Source organism: Pseudomonas sp. NPDC088429 (assembly GCF_044753305.1).
GTDB classification, from domain to species: Bacteria; Pseudomonadota; Gammaproteobacteria; order Pseudomonadales; family Pseudomonadaceae; genus Aquipseudomonas; species Aquipseudomonas rustica.
In genome coordinates, this window is record NZ_JBIVMX010000092.1 from 1 (window position 1) to 2,783 (window position 2,783).

The window sequence follows — 2,783 nt, forward strand, 5'->3', positions numbered from 1 at the left end:
GGCTCCGGGGGTAGTGTCTTTGGTGCCTTGCCGTTGAACGTCGGCGAGCAGGCGGATGATCGTCGCCTGGTGGAATCCACTCGTGCGTTGTTCAAAACCGGTTTCTTTCAAGATATCCAGCTGGGCCGCGAAGGCAACGTACTGGTAATCACGGTCGTTGAACGTCCGTCGGTCGCCAGTATCGAGATCGAAGGCAACAAGGCGATCTCCACCGAAGACTTGATGAAAGGCCTCAAGCAATCCGGTCTGTCCGAAGGCGAGATCTTCCAGCGTGCCACCCTCGAAGGTGTGCGTAACGAACTGCAGCGTCAGTACGTTGCTCAGGGTCGCTACTCGGCCACCGTTGATACCGAAGTGGTTTCGCAGCCACGTAACCGTGTTGGTCTGAAAGTGAAGATCAACGAAGGTACCGTTGCGGCCATTCAGCACATCAACGTCGTTGGCAACACGGTTTTCCCTGAGGAAGACCTGACCGACCTGTTCGAGCTGAAAACCACCAACTGGCTGTCGTTCTTCAAGAACGATGACAAGTACGCCCGTGAAAAGCTTTCCGGTGACCTGGAGCGTCTGCGCTCCTACTACCTGGACCGCGGCTATATCAACATGGATATCGCTTCGACCCAGGTGTCCATCACCCCGGACAAGAAACACGTCTACATCACCGTTAACGTCACCGAAGGCGAGAAGTACACCGTTCGTGACGTCAAACTCAGCGGTGACCTGAAAGTCCCTGAAGACCAGGTCAAATCGCTGTTGCTGGTGCAGAAGGGCCAGGTGTTCTCGCGCAAGCTGATGACCACCACCTCCGAACTGATCACCCGTCGTCTGGGTAACGAGGGTTACACCTTCGCCAACGTCAACGGTGTTCCGCAGCCACACGATGACGACCACACTGTCGACATCCTGTTTGCTGTCGATCCGGGCAAGCGTGCTTACGTTAACCGTATCAACTTCCGTGGCAACACCAAGTCGGAAGACGAAGTGCTGCGTCGTGAAATGCGTCAGATGGAAGGCGGCTGGGCTTCGACCTACCTGATCGACCAATCCAAGACCCGTCTTGAGCGTCTGGGCTTCTTTAAAGAAGTCAACGTTGAAACCCCGGCTGTGCCAGGTGTCGACGACCAGGTTGACGTGAACTACAGCGTTGAAGAGCAGGCTTCCGGTTCGATCACCGCCAGCGTCGGTTTCGCGCAGAGCGCCGGTCTGATCCTCGGTGGTTCGATCACCCAGAACAACTTCCTCGGTACCGGTAACCGCGTCAGCGTCGGCCTGACCCGAAGCGAATACCAGAGCCGCTACAACTTCGGCTACGTTGACCCGTACTGGACCGCCGATGGCGTGAGCCTGGGTTACAACGCGTTCTATCGCACCACTGACTACGATGACCTCGATGTCGACGTTGCAAGCTATGCGGTAGACAGCTTGGGTGCTGGCGTAAACGTCGGCTACCCGATCAGCGAGACTTCGCGTCTGACCTTCGGTCTGTCCGTTCAACAGGATGAGATCAAGACCGGTCAGTACACCGTTGACGAGATTTTCGACTTCGTTAACCAGGAAGGCGACAAGTACCTGAACTTCAAGGCTTCGGCCGGTTGGTCCGAATCGACCTTGAACAAAGGCGTCTTGCCAACCCGTGGTCGTTCGCAGAGCCTGACGCTGGAATCGACGATTCCGGGCAGCGACCTGTCGTTCTTCAAGCTCGATTACCGTGGTCAGTTGTTCCAGCCGATCACTGAAAACTACACCCTGCGTCTGCACACCGAATTGGGTTATGGCGACGGTTACGGTTCGACTGACGGCTTGCCGTTCTATGAAAACTACTATGCTGGTGGTTTCAACTCGGTTCGTGGCTTCAAGGACAGTACTCTTGGTCCTCGCAGTACCCCGAGCCGTGGCCAAGGGGTAACCGGTAACACAGGCACACTCGCTGACCCGGATCAGGATCCACTGCCGTTCGGTGGTAACGTGTTGATCCAGGGTGGTGTTGAAGTTCTGTTCCCGCTGCCGTTTGTTAAAGATCAGCGCTCCCTGCGTACCTCGGTATTCTGGGACGTCGGTAACGTATTCGACTCCAAGTGCGACAAGACTTCCAACGCTGCAGCCGGTTCTTCTTCCAGCACGCAGTGCAACGACATCAGCCTGAGCAACATGGCGAGTTCCGTTGGTGTAGGCGTGACCTGGGTCACCGCACTGGGTCCTCTGAGCTTCGCGTTGGCCATGCCGATCAAGAAACCGGATGACGCTGAAACTCAAGTGTTCCAATTCTCCCTCGGCCAGACGTTCTAAGCGTCTGACCCAAGATAACGACAATGGATTTTGTAGGAGTGCATCGTGCGTAAGTTGACTCAATTGGTTCTCCTGGCCTCCGTACTGGTGGCAGGCCCGGCTTTCGCCGACATGAAAATCGCTGTTCTGAACTATCAGATGGCTTTGCTGGAATCGGACGCGGCCAAGAAGTACGCCGTTGATGCCGAGAAGAAGTTCGGTCCGCAACTGACCAAACTGAAGACTCTGGAAAGCAGCGCCAAAGGCATCCAGGATCGTCTGATGGCCGGTGGCGACAAAATGCAGCAGGGTGAGCGCGAGCGTCTGGAGCTTGAATTCAAGCAAAAGGCCCGTGACTTCCAGTTCCAGTCCAAAGAACTGAACGAAGCCAAAGCCGTTGCTGACCGCGAAATGCTCAAGCAACTGAAGCCGAAGCTGGATGGCGCAGTGGAAGAAGTCATCAAGAAAGGTGGGTTTGACCTGGTGTTCGAGCGTGGCGCAGTGATCGATGTCAAACC

2 protein-coding genes are annotated in these 2,783 nt (G+C 55.8%); both read left to right on the forward strand.

Going from position 1 to position 2,783, the window contains the following annotated elements; genetic code table 11:
• A partial coding sequence (bamA, locus tag ACIP66_RS26635) for an outer membrane protein assembly factor BamA (RefSeq protein ID WP_400652083.1) occupies positions 1–2,286 on the forward strand: 2,286 nt, incomplete at its 5' end.
• A gap of 45 nt (positions 2,287–2,331) precedes the next feature.
• The coding region (locus ACIP66_RS26640) for an OmpH family outer membrane protein (protein ID WP_400652085.1) at positions 2,332–2,783 on the forward strand (452 nt) is incomplete at its 3' end.